At 44.2% G+C, this 20164-nt stretch carries 12 protein-coding genes; 11 read left to right on the top strand and 1 reads right to left on the bottom strand.

Annotated elements, in window-relative coordinates:
- Positions 1-70 precede the first annotated feature (70 nt).
- The 5 genes from B3297_RS19950 (at position 71) to B3297_RS19930 (ending at position 9119) form a co-directional block, all read left to right on the top strand.
- Positions 71-1237 carry a glycosyl hydrolase family 28 protein gene (locus tag B3297_RS19950; RefSeq protein ID WP_286779348.1) on the top strand — a complete coding sequence of 389 codons (1167 nt, stop codon included), beginning with the start codon at positions 71-73 and terminating at the stop codon, positions 1235-1237.
- A gap of 283 nt (positions 1238-1520) precedes the next feature.
- Positions 1521-4517, top strand: coding sequence for a SusC/RagA family TonB-linked outer membrane protein (locus tag B3297_RS19945; protein ID WP_286779347.1), 2997 nt, complete (start codon positions 1521-1523; stop codon positions 4515-4517).
- Positions 4518-4534: 17 nt separating this feature from the next.
- Entirely contained in the window at positions 4535-6175 is a 1641-nt protein-coding gene (locus B3297_RS19940) for a RagB/SusD family nutrient uptake outer membrane protein (RefSeq protein ID WP_286779346.1), read from the top strand.
- 122 nt (positions 6176-6297) lie between these two features.
- Positions 6298-7512: a SusE domain-containing protein gene (locus tag B3297_RS19935; protein ID WP_115049824.1), complete on the top strand. Its 1215-nt coding sequence runs from the start codon at positions 6298-6300 to the stop codon at positions 7510-7512.
- 44 nt (positions 7513-7556) lie between these two features.
- Entirely contained in the window at positions 7557-9119 is a 1563-nt protein-coding gene (locus B3297_RS19930; protein ID WP_236560128.1) for a DUF4832 domain-containing protein, read from the top strand.
- Positions 9120-9346: 227 nt separating this feature from the next.
- On the opposite strand, the gene B3297_RS19925 is transcribed toward B3297_RS19930, so the two are convergent.
- The gene (locus B3297_RS19925) at positions 9347-9688 is read right to left on the bottom strand and encodes a hypothetical protein (RefSeq protein WP_070566365.1); all 342 of its coding nucleotides are present in this window, start codon (positions 9686-9688) and stop codon (positions 9347-9349) included.
- 382 nt (positions 9689-10070) lie between these two features.
- Here B3297_RS19925 and B3297_RS19920 point away from each other — a divergent pair, with 382 nt between their 5' ends.
- The 6 genes from B3297_RS19920 to B3297_RS19895 all read left to right on the top strand — a co-directional run bounded on the left by B3297_RS19920 (position 10071) and on the right by B3297_RS19895 (position 20164).
- Positions 10071-10613 carry an RNA polymerase sigma factor gene (locus tag B3297_RS19920; RefSeq protein ID WP_159332797.1) on the top strand — a complete coding sequence of 181 codons (543 nt, stop codon included), beginning with the start codon at positions 10071-10073 and terminating at the stop codon, positions 10611-10613.
- A 153-nt stretch (positions 10614-10766) separates the two neighbouring features.
- Entirely contained in the window at positions 10767-11978 is a 1212-nt protein-coding gene (locus B3297_RS19915; protein WP_115049828.1) for a FecR family protein, read from the top strand.
- 190 nt (positions 11979-12168) lie between these two features.
- Positions 12169-15711 carry a TonB-dependent receptor gene (locus B3297_RS19910; protein WP_115050765.1) on the top strand — a complete coding sequence of 1181 codons (3543 nt, stop codon included), beginning with the start codon at positions 12169-12171 and terminating at the stop codon, positions 15709-15711.
- Positions 15712-15731: 20 nt separating this feature from the next.
- The gene (locus B3297_RS19905; RefSeq protein ID WP_115049870.1) at positions 15732-17513 is read left to right on the top strand and encodes a RagB/SusD family nutrient uptake outer membrane protein; all 1782 of its coding nucleotides are present in this window, start codon (positions 15732-15734) and stop codon (positions 17511-17513) included.
- Position 17514: 1 nt separating this feature from the next.
- Positions 17515-18441, top strand: a complete 927-nt coding sequence (locus B3297_RS19900) for a sugar phosphate isomerase/epimerase family protein (RefSeq protein ID WP_115049872.1) — start codon at positions 17515-17517, stop codon at positions 18439-18441.
- Between the two features lie 25 nt (positions 18442-18466).
- Positions 18467-20164, top strand: a complete 1698-nt coding sequence (locus tag B3297_RS19895) for a right-handed parallel beta-helix repeat-containing protein (RefSeq protein WP_115049874.1) — start codon at positions 18467-18469, stop codon at positions 20162-20164.

Below are 20164 nucleotides of genomic sequence, written 5' to 3'. Positions count from 1 at the left end.
AACGATCATGAAAATGACAATTTTTAGAAAAACGCTTCTGCTTACATATTGCTTTTGCTTGTTTAACGTAATGTATCTGACAGCGGCTGTCGCCCAAAAGGTAGATGAGACTTCGATCAGCCCCAATAAATACAAAAGTGGTTCCCAGTCAGAACGTATACAAAAAGCCATAAATGAAGCAAAAAAGTCGACTAGGAAAGTAGTGATCCCTAAATACGATGCGGTAACGAAAAAAAGTGTCTGGCTCATCGATCAGGCCATTTTGCTTCCGGGCGATTTTGAACTTGAATTGAATAACTGTACCATTAAGCTATCGGATAAATGCCGGGATAATTTTATTCGTTCGGCAAATGCAGGGTTGGCAATTAAAGATATAGCACCCACAAAGAATATCAAGATTATCGGAAAAGGAAATGTTCTTTTAGAAGGAGCTGATCATCCCAGAGCTACCGGTGACCATAATAAAATCTTGTCCTTAAATCCCAGCGGATTTGGACAATCTTATGGTACAGATGCAGGTAAGCCCCAAGAGAACCAAAAAGGTGGATGGCGGAACCACGCCATTATATTGGCTCACACTGATGTATTTGAGGTTAGCGGCATTACATTAAAGGATTATCATGGGCATGGACTGGTATTGGAACGCTGTACAAACGGTAAGGTAAGCGATATTACTTTTAACGTAAGGCAGGCCGTCACTGTTGATGGAGTAGACAAACAGATTTTGAATCAAGACGGCATGGGCGTACGTTTTGGCTGTAAAAATATTCTTATTGCAAATTGCAAAGGTAAAAGTGGTGACGACTTTATTAATATAGGATTAACAGACACCGGGGTGGGAGCAGGCGAAGAAAATGTCAATGTAGTCAGTGGTTCGATATATCGGGGCGAAATCGACAACATTTCAACTATTTATCTCCAGAACTGGCAGGACTTCTATTCAATTTCACACCGATCCATACGGATTATGCCTGTGGGTAAGCTCCGTATAAGTCATGTTTTTATCGAGAATATGGTCATCAGTCCGCTAGCACAACAAGGTTTGGTGGTCGAGTATGGCGAGCATGTGCAGGGCTTATTTGTACGAAATTTAATCAGTCATCAACCGATAAAAGCCAAAGGTATCTCGCAGGCCAGTTTCCGCGATATCATATATAAAGGTCAGGGTGAAGCTATCGATGTGCAACCAAGCGATACCGTTATCCTAGATCATCTAATGTGTATAAAAAACGAATAATAAAGCGCTTCTAACCTCCATTTTACAGCGAAAAACACATGTTTTTGCCTTTTGTACAAAATCAAACCATTTTCGTACAAAAACGAACCCTACGAATTGGTGATGATAATAGTTTTGTCTTAACCAATTTTAAAAAAGCAAAATATGTGTATGAAAATTCCTCCCGACCACGTGATTAGGCTCACGCAGGGTAATCCGAACTGACCTATTTTAAACTCATATTCTTTACGAGAAAGGGAAAGTAAAGAACGCAAGTAAATTTTAAACTAACCATTATAAATCAATGATACAAAAGATACATATCTGGCTCAGGAGCTGGATAATGAGTGCTACCCTATCGGTGGTGGCGACTAATTATGCTTATTCGCAAGCAACAGATCAAATAAATGTCAAAGGTCAGGTCACCAATGATGCAGGAGAAGGCCTTAAAGGTGTTTCGGTCATGATTAAAGGGGCGAAAACCGGTGTTCAGACAGATGCAAATGGCCGTTATACCATTCTGGCGCCACGCAGGGCTACGCTACTTTTTACCTACATCGGTTTCAATAGCCAGGAATTAGAGGTCAATCCATCAGGAATCATCAATGTGAAGATGTCAGGAAATAATGTCCTGGATCAGGTTGTGGTCGTAGGGTACGGTACAGCCAAGAAGAAAGATTTAACGGGAGGTTTGGCCGTGGTCGGAAAAGAGCAGTTAAGCATGGTATCTACCTCAAATCTGATGGATCGCTTGGTGGGGCAGGTGGCCGGTTTCTCCATTACGACCGGAGAAGCTGCACCCGGAGCGTCACAGACCCTGTTGATACGGGGTGAAAATTCGATATCGGCCAACAATAGTCCATTGATTATTTTAGATGGTATTCCCTACAGCGGATCCCTGGCAGATATCGATCCTAACAACGTCGAAAACCTTTCGATCTTAAAAGATGCCTCCGCTTCGGCTATCTACGGTTCGCGTGCGGCCAATGGGGTTATTCTGATACAAACAAAACGGGGGGCGTTGGGTAGAGCTCAGGTAAACTATAAAGGTTTGATCGGCATGGCCGAGCCTATGCAACGCATCAATGTCATGGGGCCAAATGAATATATCCGCTTTCAACAAGATATTGCCCGAATTAGGCAAGGCTATACTGGAGCGCTATTGGATCCTATCGCCGGGGATATTATTAGCGTAACAGAACGCGGTAATTATGCGAAAGGCATTACGAACAATTGGCAGGATTACGTCTTTCGAAAAGCCATGACCATGGATCATCAGCTGAGCATTTCAGGTGGTACAGAGAATACAAAATATATGGCTGCCCTTGCAGCTTTGGATCAAGAGGGTGTGGTATACAATTCTAAGTTGTCCCGTTTAAATATAACCACCAATGTGGACCAGACTTTTAATAAATGGTTAACCACTGGCGTTGGCCTGCAATATACCCGAAAAAGCGACGGTGGTATTACGCCAAATTTGGAACATGCCATAAAACAAAGTCCTTATGGAAGCTATAAAGACGAATCGGGGAAGTATGTGCCCGAGCCCATGGAGTATTCATTGATCGTCAATCCGATGCGCAACGTCAATGCGATTCAGGATAGGTATAATAACAACTTCTTTCTTTCTGGCTATGCCAATATTTTGCTGCCGGTGGAGGGCCTTTCCTTACGATCAAATTTTGGTTATAATTATCGGAACGGATTTACAGGAACCTATTACGGGCGCAACACCTTTGAGGGCCGGGATCAAGGTACGCAAGCCGGAGGTAGTGCTTCCATTAACAATTCCAACTATAACGATTATACCTGGGAAAATCTGCTCAAATACGAGCGGCAGATTGGCGATCATCGTTTTGATGTGACGGGTTTATTCAGTATGCAAAAAACGAAAAGCTGGTCAACAGCCCAGAGCGGAGCTGGTTTTGTAACCGATGACACCGAATACTTTATGATCGGTTCGGCCAGCCGTCTAGTTTCCAATAGTGCTTCGTTGTCAGAATCAGCTATGCTGTCGTATATGGGCAGGATAAATTATGCCTACAAAGGTAAATATCTATTAACCTTGACAGGACGTACAGACGGAGCCTCGGTATTTGGTATCAACAATAAATACGCATTCTTCCCTGTGGCAGCGGCAGCATGGCAAATTGGAGAAGAGCGTTTTCTGAAAGATAATGTCAAATGGCTGGACATGCTGAAAATCCGTCTTTCTTACGGTGCCAACGGTAACCAGGCGATTACACCCTACCGCACCTTAGACCGCCTATATTCCAATGTAAAATATATCTGGGGCGATGATGGTACTGCCGTTACGACAGCCTATTTGGCCGGTGATGGTGTGGGGAACCCTAATCTGAAATGGGAAACCACCTATTCGACCAACCTGGGGCTTGACTTTCAGTTGTTTAATAATAGATTGGGCGGTACTATTGATGCTTATATCTCTAAAACGAAAGATTTGCTGATGACCCGTACTGTACCTATCATGAATGGGTATAACCGAATTTGGGACAATATCGGCGCTACCCAAAATAAAGGTATTGAGGTCACCTTAAACTCGACGAACGTTAAAGGAGAAAATTTTCAATGGAATACGACCGCCGTGTTTTCCTTAAACCGCGATAAAATTGTCGAGTTAAGAGGGGATGGTATCGATGATATTGCCAATAACTGGTTTATTGGTCAGCCATTGAGAGTGTTCTACGATTATAAAATGATCGGTGTATGGCAGAATGGTGAAGCCATTACTGTTGATGGGGCAGCTCCCGGAGCCGCTAAATTGTACGATCGCGATGGCAATGGAAAAATAGAAGCCAGTGATCGGGTAGTCATCGGGTCTAAAAACCCACGCTACACTGCTTCTTTAGCCAACCGGTTTGCTTACAAAAATTTTTATGCATCAGCTTTATTGACCGGTGTTTTTGATGTATGGCGCGATGATCACATGGCCAATCTAGGTGCTTGGACTTTTGGAATTACCAACTATGTACACGATGCCAATTATTGGACGCCCGAGAATCCTAATGCGACGATCGTTTCGCCGGGCTATCTCAATCCATTGGGACACGGCTATTATAAAAAGGTGAGCTACGTACAGGTGAAGAACATCACCTTTGGCTATAAGTTGCCACACAAAATTGCTAAAAAGGTAGGTGTAAATGGTATTGATGTAAATGTCAGCGTCAACAATCTCAATACGATTTCTAATATCAGGGAGGTACTCAATTACGACAACAGCTGGATGGCCTCTTATCCAACAGCACGATCGTACATGTTTGGCTTAAATGTAAACTTCTAATCGAATAGGACATGAAAATGAAAAATATTATCACAACAAGTTTGGGACTTATCTTATTGTTCACCTTAGGAGGCTGTAAGAAGTTTCTGGAGGAAGAACTGAAAACTGAACTGGCGCCATCCAATACCTATACCAGCACCTACGGTTTCGAAGTGGGGAGTGCTGGTTTGTATACACTCACACGTTCAGAATACAATACCTATGGCGAAGGTGGCGCCTTCATCCATAATGGTGCCTGCCCATATGAAGCTTTACAGGTCTCTACAGATATCGCTGATGCCATTAATAGCGATGGCTCTTTGACGGCTTTTGCAAACCTTACACTTACTGCCTCAGAACGGTTTGTGGGTACTTACTGGAACTGGGCTTATAATCTTATTTCATCGGCAAACCTGATGTTGGTTTATTCCGAAAAAAACACCAATTGGGATACGCCGGAAGATAAAGCACGCTTCCAGGCTGAAGCCCGCTTCTTTCGGGCTTATGCTTACCGCACCTTGGTTTATCTCTACGGCGATGTACCTTATGTAGAAACCATTTTGTATGATTTTCAGCTTAATTTTACACGCACACCAAAAGCCGAAGTTATTGGACATATGGTAGACGACCTGAAGTTTGCCGTGGATAACCTGCCTACCAATCCAGACGGCGTCAAAGAAGGAAAGCTGACCAAATGGGCAGCGAGCCACTTACTGAGCGAGATCTATCTGCTGCAGGGCAATCATGCCGAAGCCGAAAAAGCCGCATTGGCGGTCATCAATAGCGGTTATTATAACCTGATGAAAAACAGATACGGCGTGAATAGCAGCAAACCAGGCGATGTATTCAGCGATTTATTTCTGGAAAATAATCAAAATAGGAAAAGCGGCAATAAAGAAAGTATCTGGGTATTGCAGTTCCAGTTTAACACGATCGGTGGTGGTACCAATTCAGATGACTGGACCCGCCGGGCTTGGATACCCAATTACTCGACGATTACAGGATTTGTTTTGGCTGACACCTTGGGCGGCCGTGGTATTGCACAATTAGTGCCAATGAAGTGGTGGGTCGGTACCACAGGTACCAATGCTACAGGCAATGTCGCTGGTATTTTCGAAGCAAATGATATCCGTAATTCAGGTTATAACATTAAACGCAACTGGTATTACAACAACGCGAATGAGACCTCACTATATGGTAAAAAAGCCAATATTACCGAGCAGACCTGGTTTACGACAAAAAGCTTATTTCCAGCGATTACAAAATTCTTTTACGGACGTACTGAAAATTTAAGTTTGACCGGTAGTTATAAAGATCGTATGAAATTCCGTTTGGCTGAAACCTATCTGTTGCTTGCTGAAGCCTATTTGGGACAAAATATGCCAGATAAAGCCGCGCAAGCCGTCAACGAGGTGCGGAAAAGAGCCGGAGCATCCGAAATCACGGGCGCAAAGATGAATATGGATTTCCTGCTCGATGAGCGTATCCGCGAATTAGTTGGCGAAGAAAGCAGAAGGTTTACCTTGGTGCGCACTAATACCTTGGTAGAGCGTGTCAAAAAGTATAATAATTCGATAAAGGATAAAATTACGGACAACAATATCTTATGGCCTATTCCACAGGTGATCAGGGATGCCAATACAGGGGCGCCGTTCCCGCAGAACCCAGGTTATAATTAATGGTAGCGGGAAGCTGTACGAATAGCATTTGAATTTTCGGCAGCTTCCCAACCCCATAACAAACAGCAGCGACGCCAGTCAGGCGCATGATTCTATCCAAACGTTAGCAAAAATATAAATCAATGAAAATCATCAATTATTTATACAAAACCTTATTTTTCTTAAGCATGGTACTTTGCCAGTTATCCTGCAAACAGGAAATTCAGGATATACCCAAAGTCAATGAAATGATGGCCCTTCAGCCTTCGTCGGAAAACATTACGTTGGACGAGGTCAATTTGACCAAAGATATCGTCACATTTAACTGGAAGCCCGCCAGGGCGCAGTCAGATGATCATTTGATCAGCTACAGTACCATGTTGGATGTTGTGGGAAATAATTTTGGGACTGGTACAGCCATATTCAATTATGAAGACGATAATGTATTCAGCAGAAGCTTTACTTCCGAGCAATTGCAAAATTGGGCAAACGAAAAGTGGGGCATACCCGCAAATAAGAGCTTTACGCTGGAGTTTAGAGTGGTCGCCCAATGGGAGGGCGGTGCTACTTTTGAGGCACCCGAAGTACGTACCGTAAGAATTACAGTAAACCCGATCAAGGCGGTTGTTTTTGATGCCGATAAAGTGTTCTTGAGCGGAAGTGCCGTTGGCGGAAACAAGGTGGAGATGCCAAAAACACTGGAAAATTTGGATCAGTATGCCTATGTCTTGAATTTGCAGCCGGGCGAACTCGAAATTCCGGTAGAATTTAACGGTGAGACCAATTACGTCGTTACTTCCGATGGAAGCACCTCATTAAGCGATGGGAATGCTGTTGGTATTAAGATGAGGGAACGTGTGTTCTCCTGGAAAATAGAAACTGCTGGAGAATACCGTGTCGTGGTCAACATGCAAAAGGCCACAGCAACAATCTATTCACCGACAAAAATGCTTGCAGCAAAGACCGTGACCTGGACAGGTGATCAACCTTATACGACAACGGTGACAGATTTATGGATGCACGGAAGTATCAATGGCTGGGGAACTCCGGTTAAAATGGATTGCCAAGTAAGTTTGGCCGATCCGCAAGTTTTGGTTTATACCGGTGGTAAAGTAGGGACTACGAAGTTTATCGTGACTGGAGATAACAGTAATAACAAAAACCTGGCTTACGCATTTAGTGCTCCGCTCACGTCTGCGGGGGTGGCCCAGACCTTGACGCTCACTCTGGGAAAAGTAACTGAACTGGGCGGGGGCAATTCGAGTGCAAATCGCAATTCTTATTTCACTATCCCGGCGACGACCAATGTGCTGATTTTTGATTTAAGAAATATGACGATTCTGGCGTTAAAACGGTAAGCAACCGTATCCAAACGCATAAATTAACTTTAACATTTTTGAAAGTGAAAAATATAAATTACAAAAAAGCCTGTTTCAAAGCATTTACTGTTATGCTTTGCTTTCTAGCAGTGTCATGTAAGAAAGAAGGCGCCGATACTGAAAGAGCACTGTCGGGCACCTTGGTGAAGCCCAGTTACAACAGGAGTGCCATGTTTCGTAACCCTTTAAATGGTTGGGTCATGTATGCCTCAGCTTCGGGCAATCCCTCTTATTGGGACACCCAATTCTATGTACCTGACTTAGGTAAAACGGTCAAAGCAATTGACTATGCATCTGCCTGTTATATCCGTACCAGCTGGCGAACTTTTAATCCTGTAGATGGCGTATATGCCTGGAGGGATCCCAGCACCGCAATCTATAAAATGATCAAAGGGGCACAAGATAAAGGATTGCCAATCGCCTTTCGTATCGTGGTCGACGGTCGCGATCAAGGAGCAAATACGCCGCAGTTTGTTTTTGATGCAGGCGCCAAGTATTATGTGGCCAATGCATCTTTTCCGGACAGAAAAACGCCGGTGCTGCAAGACCCTGTTTTTAGGAAATATTATAGCAAGCTGATCGAAGAATTAGCTAAGGATTTTAATGATTTAAATAAAACATCCTTTGTAGATGCCTATGGACTCGGATTGTGGGGCGAGGGGCACAGTGTAATATATGAAGATCCCAATAACCCCTCTGGTCAAAATATTGAGGCCATCAAAGAAGAAGTCGTCGATTGGATTTCGGATGTTTATTCAAAGAATTTTACAAAGGTCCCCTTGCTAATCAATTATCATCGCGTAGTTGGCGACCCAGCGGGCAATGGAGCTCCAAATCCGAATTCGGAGAAGTTGTTGAATAAGATGATCAGCAAAGGATACAGCCTGCGTCAGGATGCCTTTGGAATGACCGATTATTATCAAAGCTGGGAGAAAAATTTTGCTAAGGTTTGGAATTTTAAACGTCCGATTATTATGGAAGGTGGTTGGATTACGACTGGTACCCATCGTTACTGGACTGATCCAAGTGGTAAATATAGGCAAGACCATCCCGAAGATGTTCGGCAGGGCGAATTTGACAGCTCCTTGGAAGCCGCTGTAAACATGATGGATTTCCGTATCGGTGAAATTGAAAGCTGGTTCACCAAGTCCTTTACATTATGCCAACGTTTTATTTCTGAAGGGGGGTATCGTTTATATCCCGATCGCGTCTATTTACCGGAGAAAGTCAATACCGGTACCGAAACGACGATTAACCATCGCTGGCGGAATATGGGCTGGGGGTATTTTCCGAACAATATTCCCCAATGGAACTATAAATATAAGGTAGCTTTTGCACTGCTGGATGAAGAAAATAAGGTGAAAGAAGTTTTTGTAGATGATAAAGGAGAACCTTCAACCTGGCTTAAGAATAATCCAATAGCGTACGAATTAAAAGCCAAGGTTGGCCTTCCCGCTGGAAACTATACTTGGGCCATTGCTATTGTCGATACCTCAAATGAAAACCAGCCGGGCATAAAACTTGCCGTAAATGGTGATGTGACCAATACCGGATGGTTAAAACTATTGAAGGTGCAGGTACAATAAAATTAAGCAGAGATTGTTAGAAACAGCTATCAAATGATTGATTGGTAGCTGTTTTCCATTAAGGATTTTTGAATTGCATGTAAGCAGCTGAAATTGCACACATGTCAAAGAAGGTAAGCATTGATAAATCTTTTGGAATAGGCCGACATCAACGCATGACTACATAGCGAGGCCTAAGCCCCGCTATGTTTTAGCAATTATAATTCGAATGAAATATAATTTGCAGACTATATTCCTAATTCACCATGGGCAAGCATATGTCTGTAAATTGTTCTGCAGTTGTCGAAGAATCCTGAACAGGAATTTTCGACATAGGTTTGCGAAGTGAAAGTGTCAATCACTTGGCCACTACTATTGTAGACAGTTAGCGTATAAACACACTTTGTTAAAAACTTTGCATTGTTTTCCTTTGTTAATTCGGCAACTTCAACTTTGTTTGTGTTTTCAGTTGCTGCGGAAGTACTTGTTTTTACTTCTGCATTTTCTTTTGGTGCTTTTGTCTCCGTGCCTGCAAAAGCCGCTGTCGATAGCGCAGCTACGGCTATCAGACTCATCAATAACTTTTTCATTGTTTTTAAGTTTTTTTGTTAAACCATATATGCCTTTTGAGCATGTTGTAATTATCTATTAATAAAAATAAGGACATGGAAATTGACTGACGTAAACGATTGGTATTCGCGAGGGTTTATCTATTATTCGCGCTGACTTATTCGATATTAGTTTATCCGGTAAAATCGAGAGCTAGTTGGTCAAGTAACTTCAATAGCCTTACTTCATGTAATAATAGCGATCCAATCTACTTGGACAGCTCTGTTTTTTTATAAGGCGACTGAGCTCGTAATTATGGATATTAATGTTAATTTTATATGAAATTAACATCTGTTAGGTTAATTTGCATCAATTAAATATACCGAATTCATGATCGTTGGACTGAAACATATTTCCATATCAATGGACGATTTTCTCTTATTACAAGCTGGAGATCAGTCTATTTTTGGTATTGTGTTCAATTATTATCAGCCGATTATTTATTTTAAAGTCAGACAACTCTGCAAAAGTGACAGTGATGCGGAGGAGGTCACACAGGAAGTTTTTATTGAATTTTATTTAAAAAGAATGCAGCTCTCCGGTCCGGAAGCCATTTTTCCCTTTCTATTTGCTATTTCAAAGAGAATGGCCATATCCAATTTCCGTAAATCGCTGGTCCGATCCAACTATCTGCAGTCGCTTCAGCACAGTTGGCCTGAAAGTTCTTTTTCGCTCCAGGAAGAATTGGATGGCAAAGAGCTACAGGTCATCTTAGAATCTATTATTGCACAATTGCCTCCACAGCAGCAGGCAGTTTACCGGCGGAGCAAGTTTGAAGATCAATCTTATCAGGAAATTGCCGATGAAGAAGGGCTCTCCAAAAATACCGTGCGTAATCACCTCAGTCTCGCCTCAAAATTTGTCCGGTTCAAGCTGGATAAAATCCTGTCCATCTTTTTTTTCTAAGCAACTCGGGTTGCCACCTCTTTTCCTGTAGTTGTAATTAGCCATCTCAGGGGGCTAAAAAGTTAGGTCGCCTAAAATCCGTAAAAAAAAATTTTTTCTATTGGTACTTTTTCCGGCTTCGTGCGATTATGTAGTTGAAATCGATCCAAAGGAATGAACCAAATTGAACAATACAGCCAATTAATACGTAAATATCTTGCTGATCAAGCCAGCAAAGAAGAACAGGAACTGCTTGTAGGATTAATGGATGATCCTGCATTTCTGCAGGCTTGGGAGAAAGTCTGGCGAGAGAACTCGTACCCTGCAAAGCCCGCAACATACCCCGATCCACATCGGATGATGGAAAATATATTAGCCGATCCGAGATTAGCAACACCTGCATCTACGTACCAAAGAACTACAGATGGACATTTTAATTTCAGGAGTAGATGGTGGCAGGTGGCGGCAATCTTTCTTGCGTTCTGCGGAGCCGTGCTATGGGGCTACTACAACTTTTATACCGTGGATATGCAGCCAAAAGAGCAGCTGTCTACGGTGTCGATCGTACCGGGTTCTGATAAAGCCATAATCATTCTTGAAGATGGAAAACAGATCGACCTCAGTTTGCTCCATGCGGATACAGTCCTTGACCAAGGCGAATATTTGATCACCAAAGATAATAAAGGTCAAATCAGTTATAAGCTCAAAGACATGTTGTCACCAACAAATAACATCGTCTACAATACGGTCGTAACCCCTAGAGGTGGAGAGTATACATTAAAGATGGCCGACGGAAGTCTTGTGCAGCTCAATGCAGGCAGTAAGATCAAATATCCTGTAAAATTTGATGCGAAGTTGCGGTCGGTGCAGCTCGAAGGTGAAGCCTATTTTGAAGTGGCTAAAATGGACAATAAAAGCAAACGGGTACCTTTTATCGTGCAAAGTGGAGCACAGACACTCGAGGTTCTTGGAACACATTTTAACATCAGGAGTTTTGGGGATCAAATCGTTACCACGTTGGTAGAAGGAAAAGTCAAGCTATCTTTTGGCGATGCTGCCTTGAAAGAACAGGTCCTAGCGCCCAATGACCAGGTCGTTTTCGATAAAAGCCGCAAGAGCGTGAAAAAGGAACAAGTGGATCCGTTCTATAGTCTTGCCTGGAAAAATGGAAATTTTGCTTTTGATAATGCATCCATTCAAACGGTCATGGACGAGGTAGCACGCTGGTATGATGTCGAGATCAGTTACCAAGATCAGCTGCAGGGACAGCACTTCTCCGGGACAATCTCCCGCTATGAAAATATCGATAAATTGTTGAAAACAATTTCTCTCGCCGGTGGCGTACATTTCGAACGTAAAGGAAGGAGGATATATGTGCTAAACTAACGCTGATGAGAAGGGAAGCATATATAACAATCAGGAGCGCGCCAACGCCCCTGAAAGTTTTGTCTTTTTCTCGACATGGATGAATAGTAAAACCGTTAAATTTTATCTCAACCGAATGCAATTTAATAAAAAAAAATTGATCGGACCGACCCAATTATGTCAGGTAAGATCCCAGAAAATACCAATTTCTATGAAATTGTCATTAGCAATTCCTCTCTTATTCGCAGCCAATTTGCAGCTGCATGCATTTTCTTTTGGCCAGACCGTCAATCTGAAGCGGAATAATGTGAAAGTGAGTGCTGTCTTGAAAGAACTGCAGAAGCAAAGCGGATACAATATTTTTTACAACGAATCGCTGATCGCAAAAGACGACCGTATCAGCGTGAGCTACCACAATATTTCTTTTGAAGAAGCCTTGAAAGATCTATTGGCCCAGTTGCAGTTATCTTATGTCAAAGCGGATAAAAATATTGTCTTGAATAAACAAGTGGATCAGCCCGTTCGCCAGGTATCGGTTACGGAGGCTCCGCAGCTGTACCCGGTCAAAGGATTTGTCAAAGACGATCAGGGCCGACCGTTGGACAATGTTACTATCAGTGAAAAAGGCAAAAAGGAGAAAACACTCAGTCGGGAGGATGGCAGCTTTCAGATCCAGGTCAGCAGCCCGGATGCCATACTTGTATTTACGATGGTTGGCTATCAGCCGCTGGAAATAGCGCTGGCAAAGCAGTCGACATTGCATGTGACCATGAAGCCGGCTATCAATGCAATGGAAGAAGTTGTCGTCGTGGGCTACGGTGTACAGAAAAGAGCCAATCTGACGGGAGCTGTGTCGCAGGTCAATGCGGATGATATCGCGCTGCGTCCAAGTGCAAATATTGCAGGTACACTCCAGGGACTTATGCCGGGCTTGAATATACAGCTCAACAGCGGTGATCCATCCAAAACACCCGATATCAATGTGCGGGGATTCAATTCCATCAATGAGGGCGGCCCGCTGGTATTGATCGACGGGATCGAAGGGAATATCACACGGGTTAATCCCAACGATATTGAAAGTGTTTCTGTCCTGAAAGATGCTGCTTCGGCGGCCATTTATGGAGCCCGTGGTGCTTTTGGAGTCATCTTGGTCACCACCAAAAAAGGAAAGGCAGGAACAGTTAAGGTCGATTATGTCAATAATTTTGCCTGGACTACACCCGCCTCCCGTACCGACTATATCTCCGATCCCTATGTCTATGGTAAAACAGTAGATGCCGCACTGTATGGTTATAACGGCAGTTCCTATACACGTTACAATGCAATGGACTGGGACGCAATTAAAATGGTGGCTGCAGGTGAGATTGCGCCCTTTCATGAGAAACAGACAGACGGAACCTATAAATTTTTCTATAAGACCAACTGGTGGGATTACCTATTTAAAAAATATCAGCCCTCCAACTTCCATAATATCGCCATTTCAGGTGGCAGTGAAAAGTTGAAAGCCTATCTCTCTGGACGTGTATTCAAACGGGAAACGATCAACAATATCAATGACGATGCGAATATGGATCGCCAGAATATGAAATCCAATTTGGTATTCACGCCCAACAGCTGGTTGGAAATTTCAAACAATACGCAGTTCATCAACGAAAAGGATAAAGAATATGGGGGGTACAGTAATGGTCTGGGGGGACTTTGGAGCACGACGACCTGGTATAATCTAATGCCTTTTTACCCCAATTTTGTCGATGGTATTCCAACGGATATCGGTGTGGGTACTGGCGGTCAGGGAGCCAATGCAGGGCTGGAATCCGGAAAAAGCTGGGAGGTACGCAATAGTGAAGAGTTTACCAATACCTTCCGTGTCCTGCTCAAGCCAATGAAAGGCCTACAGGTAAATTTTGATTATAGCAACCGTATCGAAAACTTTTCACGGAGCACACGCCTCAACCCCTTTAGTTACTATTCGGGCAACAAGCTCAATTATACGACAGCAGGGCTCAACCGTCTGACAGAATACCGCTGGAAAGACAAATATAACGCGATGAACCTGTTTGCGACCTACGAAAAAAGTGTGGCGCAAAAACATCAGTTCAAATTATTGGTAGGCTACAATCAGGAATCCTTTGACCGGGACCGTATCGCCGGGGCCATGGACGACCTGCTGATCGAAGATCTATCCAACCTGGCGCTGGGGACTTCCATGTATAGCCTGAGTGGAACAGCTGAAAATTGGGCTATTCAGGGTGTATTTGGCCGTTTTAATTATGCCTACGATAATAAATACCTGCTGGAAATAAATTCACGGTATGATGGTTCGTCACGCTTTCCAAGCGGGAGCCGATGGGGATTTTTTCCCTCCGTCTCATTAGGCTGGCAGCTAGATCGTGAGCACTTCTGGGAATCGATCAAAGGCAGTATACCTACCTTAAAACTCAGAGCTTCTTATGGCAAGCTCGGCAACCAGACTGTAGGTGTCAATACCTTTAAAGAATTGATGACGGTGCAGCAGTTGGCTTGGCTAAATGGAGGCTCCCGTCTTATCGGGGCGAGTACACCGGCACCGTTGCCGAATGTCGTCACCTGGGAACGGACCAAAAGCATTGACTTTGGCGTTGATCTTGGGCTGATCCAGAACAAGCTAAATATCAACTTTGACTGGTATCAGAAGGATGTTGAAGGCATGTATCTTCCGGGGCAGCCACTTCCAGCGGTATTTGGAGCTAATGAACCGCGTGAAAACTATGCTGCTTTGCGCAATAAAGGTTTTGAAGTGGGGGTAAGCTACCAGGATAAATTTGACCTTGCCGGCTCACCCTTTCGTTTCAACATCGCCGCAAATACCACTAATTTTAAAGGGATCATTACGAAATATAATAATCCACAAGGCTTGTTGAGCTCCTATTACGAAGGACAGGTGCTAGGGCAGATCTGGGGATACCATATCGACGGACAGTTTCAGTCCGATGCGGAGGCATTGAGCTACCAGAATAGTTTCCAGGATCCACAATTGTCCCTCTCCAAAGTATATAATGATATTCTGAGTGTGTCGCAAAATAGTGAATGGAATATGTTGCGCGGCGGCGATGTGAAATACGTGGATCTCAATGGTGATGGACGCATCGACAAAGGCGATAATACGCTTGCCAACCACGGTGATATTAAACCCATTGGTAATGCCATGCCGAAATTTCCATTTGGAATCAATATGAGTGCTTCCTGGAATAATTTTGATCTCTCGGCAGCCTTTGCTGGTGTTGCCAAACAGGATTGGTACCCGACAGGAGATTTATACTGGGGTTCCTACCAGCGCCCATATCTTTCCTTTGTACGCAAAGACTTGGTAGATAATGCATGGACGCCGGACAATAAAGGGAACAGGTATCCACAGATCTATCGGGGATACTCGTCGCTGCAGAGTGGAAGGTCGCTGTACGAATTGAACGACTATTACCTAACCAATGTTGGGTTCCTACGGATGAAAAATTTTACGTTGGGATACACCTTACCGCAGAAATGGACAAGGCGCTATAAAGTTGAAAAATTACGGTTTTACTTCAGCGGCGAGAATCTGTTGACCTGGAACTTTGGCCATCTGACGAAGTATATAGATCCCGAACAAGCAGGTGCAATGATCAATTATAATTCGCCTGCAAGTGCCAATGATCCTGCGGATTCCTCGGAGCGGGGACTGCTACGGGACTATCCCATGGGTAAAACTTATTCTTTTGGTTTAATGCTTACGCTTTAATACTTGACAACGCAATGATAATGAAACTTACAACAAACACCTATAAACTACTTGGTCTGTTGATCTTGCTATCGCTGGCAGCTTGTCAGAAAGATTATTTGGACCGTCCCTCGGAGGACCAGGTGGAAGCGCCTTATTTTTTCAATACAGCAAAGGATCTGGAGGTGGCCACCAATGATTTTTACACCTTTTTACCCAATGAATCCTGGTATACAAACGATGGTAATTCGGATAATATGATACCCCTTACGGTTGCCGACCGGATCAAGGGCAATCGAACTGTCCCCGTGGGAAGCGGTTCGGGCGGTTGGTCCTGGAGCCAGTTGCGCAAGATCAATTATTTTCTGGCCAACTACCATAAAGTTCCCGACGCTGTAGCACAAAAGAAATACGGCGGCATAGCCCGTTTTTTTAGAGCGAATTTTTATTACGATAAGGTGAAAACTTTCGGTGACGTGCCCTGGTACGGAAAGGTGCTGAGTGCCAAAGATGAAGACCTTTTCAAGGCTAGGGACACCCGGCAGCTGGTGATGGATTCCATTATGGCCGATCTGGACTATGCGATCGAAAATATACCAGCTGAAAAACAGCTTAACTTGATCACTAAATACACGGCGCTGCTGCTGAAAGCAAGGGTGGCACTCTTTGAAGGAACATTTAGAAAATACCATCAGATCGCAGGACATGAAAAGTTCCTGAATGAGGCTGTTAGTGCATCGACCGAATTGATGAATAGTGGGGCCTATACCTTGTACAGCCAGGGCGGTGCGGATCAAGCCTATCGGAATCTATTCGCCCGAAATAATCAGGATCAGGTGGAGACTATCCTTGCCATTGATTTTGAACTGGGCATGCGTGTGCATGGCCTTGGCTATTCCTTTACCTCAGCAACTTCGGGGGCGTACGGTATCGCCAAAGATATGATCAATAGCTATCTGATGAAGGATGGAAGCCGTTTTACGGATAGATCAGGTTACAAGACCATGGAATTCTATCAAGAAATGCAGAATAGAGATCCAAGGCTTACACAGACAACAGCGGGGCCAGACTTCCGAGCTAACGGCGAAACAGCGAATGAGCCTGTCAACTTGACGATCACCACGACAGGCTACCGTCTGATCAAGGCATTGCCGGATAAATTGCAATGGGGCGTATCGGCCTCCTATTTTGATGTCATCTTATTCCGTTATGCGGAGGCACTGCTGATCAATGCCGAAGCAAAAGCCGAACTTGGGACGATCAGTCAAAGCGACCTTGACTTGACGGTCAATAAGTTGCGTAGCCGTGCGGGGATGCCGATGCTATCCCTCGCTGAAGCGAATGCTAACCCTGACCCCTATCTGCTGGCCATGTATCCCAATGTTGATGCTGGTGCATTCAGGGGAGTTCTTTTGGAAATACGGCGCGAAAGACGGATCGAATTGTTCAACGAAGGACAGCGCTGGGATGACTTAATGCGATGGAAAGCCGGATCCAAACTGAATCAGCCTATTGTCGGGGTTTATTTTCCCGGTATCGGAGCTTATGATTTTACAGGAGATGGCAAGGCGGATGTGTATGTCCATACAGGTAATACATCGGGTGCACCGGGTACGGTGACCACCTTGATCAATATCAATCAGCGGACACTTTGGGACCCAGTTTCGAATACACAGAATGCCAATAAGGGGTCACTTGATCCATTTTATCAACGGGGTAAGTTTGATGAAAAACGTGATTACTATGCACCGATCCCAATCGAAGATATCAAGTTAAACCCAAATTTGAAACAAAATCCTGAATGGGAGAAATTATACAGATAACATGAAACAACTTATTTTTATTTCGATCCTCTGTTATCTTTTGATCCCTGGATATACGTACTGTCAAAAACAGGATCGGCCTGATTATGCCGTTGGCTACTCTCTTGATATCCGGAAGATAGCATTTGAAAAGCTAAAAGCAGACAAAGAAGCTGGTATGGATTATATAGAGATTGCAGGTCTCGGAAGCTTCGTCAATGCAGACCTCAGTTTAAAAATCCCGCAGGCTGAATGGTTGCTTAAATGCGATTCGTTGGCCATTGTACTGAAAAAAGCTGCGGTGAAGGTATGGTCTATCCATATGCCCTTTTCCGCCAAAATAGATATCTCTACGCTGGACGAACAGCAGCGGCAGCAGGTGATGCGAATGCATTTGCAGCTACTGGAAGGTCTTTACCGTCTTCATCCGCAGGTGATTCTGTTTCACCCATCCTATTATCTCGAACCCAACAGACGCGAGGCCCGCAAGGAGCAGCTGGTACGTTCTGTCAATGAGTTGTACACGGCGGTATCGGGGGCAGGGCTTCAACTCGTCATCGAAAATATGCTCGGGCCTTCGCTGACGGTAGGGGAGCGGGAACGACCCCTACTGCGGACCGTAGAAGAATGTCAGGAACTTTTTGCCCGCTTTCCTGATCAGGTTGGCATTGCAGTGGATATGAACCATATTGCACATCCCGAGCGGCTGCTTTTGGCTTTTGGACCGCGCGTCAAGACGCTTCATGTCGCGGATGGGGATGGAACAAAGGAAAGTCACTACCTACCTTGTAATGGTAAAGGGCAGAATGACTGGAATACCATATTGGCCGCACTGGAAAAAATTAAATATAAAGGTGTATTCATGTTTGAGTGTCATTATGAAACCACAGCCCAGCTGATTGAATGTTACCGTCAGCTGCAGCAGATTTATAGCAACACAAAACAATAAGTAGGTTCAAAAAACATTGATTATAATGAAAAAATCGTTATATATTTTTATGGTTCTTTTGTCTGCCTTAGGCATACAGAGCTGTAAAAAAGATAAAATCGAAAGTGAGCAGCGGCTCCTGGTCGATCGGGATTATATGGAGGTCGGCAGTAGGGCCGATACCTATCAGTTGGACATCTTGGCGAATGCAACGATTACCGTCAGTAGCGACAAAGACTGGATCAAACTGGATAGTACGGTGTATCCCAAAGGGAAAAATAAGATCCGGTTTTCTGTTTCGAAAAATTCGGAGGATGAACGTTCGGCGACTTTGCTGCTCAGGCTGAACGATAATGTATCGCAGGAGATCTTGATTTTGCAGGAATCCGGAAAAGTGCCCGTTTTTTATGTGACTCCCGCAGGTAAGGGAGATGGCAGTTCGTGGAGTAGTGCTACAGATCTCGATCAGGCACTCGAAAAAGCAACGACAGGCAGTACCCTATTCTTGGCCGAGGGAACCTATATTCCAACTAGAACCATTCGCAATGGTGATGTGAATGAGGAATCCGATAAAACCATAGAGATCGCAAAAAATGTCAGCCTAATAGGCGGATACGCGGCCAATGTCAAACCTGGAGATCAGCCCAATCCGGCCTTGTATAAAACCATCTTTCAGGGGAAGCTTTCCAGTGGAAAATCGGTGTTTCACACAGTCACAGTGACGGCAACCCCGGATCCTGAAAATCAGGTTATGCTGGCAAATATCAGCATCAAAGGGGGAAATGCCACCGACCGCAGTGCCAGTACAACGATCGATAACGTAAAATTCAGCCGTGGCCAAGGTGGCGGTATGTTAATTGGTATGGCCAGGGTTCTGCTCAAAAATGTGGAGGTGATTGATAATAAAGCGACCGCAGATAAGGGAACCGCAGGTTTTGCTGCCGGCATCTATGCGTTTTCAGGTGCCCAGCTCAGGTTGGAAAATTGTCGCATCAACAATAATAGCAACAGCGGAAATAACGGTGGCGGACTATGGATCGCCGATGGGTCACTGATTGCCTACGATAGCCAGTTTAATCACAATAGTGCCAAAGGCACCGCAGGGGGCTTACACGCTTATCCAAATGCAGCTATTACACTCTATAATTGTGAGGTGGTTGGCAATTCAAATACATCCTATGGAGCAGGGGTTTATCTGCGTGAAAAATCAAAAGGGGTATTTGTTAATTGCCTGCTGGCTGAAAATTCAAGTACATCAGCCAACGGCGGTGGCGGACTGATGCTGTATGATAACTGTCAGGCAGACGTAATCAGTACAACCATTACCAAGAATGCCGTTGTTGGTCCCGGCGGAGGTGTCTATCGCCGCAGCAATGTCAACAACTTGACTTTGATCAATTCAATCGTTTCGGGCAATATTCAGGCGGGCAGTTCAAGCGATGTTGATGCTTATTCGGATAACATTGCTGTTGTTCCATTAATCCAGCACACTGTTGCTACGAAGGCGGTGTATGGCGCTGATGGAAGCATTGTTCCAAAGCTAAGCTTTGAACCTGCGACCATGCTGAATCCGGATTACCTGCCCATCGGTGCCGAAAATCCGTCCATGAGTTATGGTTTAAGCTCATCCGGATTGCTGGAGCTTGCCAAGAAATATAAGCCGGCATTGGACGATAGTCGCATGCAACAAGATATCAATAATAACCCGCGCTCTTCTACTTGGATGGGTGCAAAAGTGAAATAA

It is taken from the genome of Sphingobacterium sp. UBA3519 (assembly GCF_002377215.1).
Taxonomy (GTDB): domain Bacteria; phylum Bacteroidota; class Bacteroidia; order Sphingobacteriales; family Sphingobacteriaceae; genus Sphingobacterium; species Sphingobacterium multivorum.
The sequence above is the reverse complement of the archived record's forward strand: the minus strand, read 5'-3'. Positions and strand labels throughout refer to the sequence as shown.